The following is a 452-nucleotide window of genomic DNA, read 5'->3' as shown; positions in this document are numbered from 1 at the left end:
GCCCTGGATCGCCTCCCAGACGCTTCGGCCCGCCTGCCGGAGTGCCTGTCCGGCCTGTCCCGCCAGCTGTGCCGCCTCGGCGGCGGCGCTCGCCGGCTGGCCGGTTCGCTCCGAGCCGCGCTTCTTCTCCCCGGACCGGTCGGCCGACGAGCCCTCGTCGGCGTCCGGCCGCGATCCGGCGGCACGCTCGGACTGCGCCTTCCCCTCCCGCCCGGCGCCGGACGACGGTGACGGCTCCGCCCGTCCGGCACTGGGCGGCTCGGTCCGCCCGGCACCGGGTGCGGGTGACGGCTTCGGCCGATCGCCGCTGGACGGCGGTGGCGGTTCCGGGCGCCGGGCGCCGGCTGCCGGCGAGGGCTTCTCGCGGTCGCCACCGGCCGCCGGTGGCGACTCCGTCCGGGCCGGGCGCTGGGGCGGTTCGGGTGCCTCGATCGGGCCGGACACCGCAGGGC

At 80.1% G+C, this 452-nt stretch carries 1 pseudogene; it reads right to left on the bottom strand.

Annotation, left to right across the window (positions count from 1 at the left end):
- Window positions 1-452: pseudogene (locus tag EAD96_RS31345) on the bottom strand (hypothetical protein); the annotation flags it as partial.

Origin of the sequence: Micromonospora sp. BL1, assembly GCF_003667485.1 — a bacterium.
GTDB lineage: Bacteria > Actinomycetota > Actinomycetes > Mycobacteriales > Micromonosporaceae > Micromonospora > Micromonospora tulbaghiae.
This window is presented reverse-complemented; position numbering and strand designations above follow the sequence as displayed.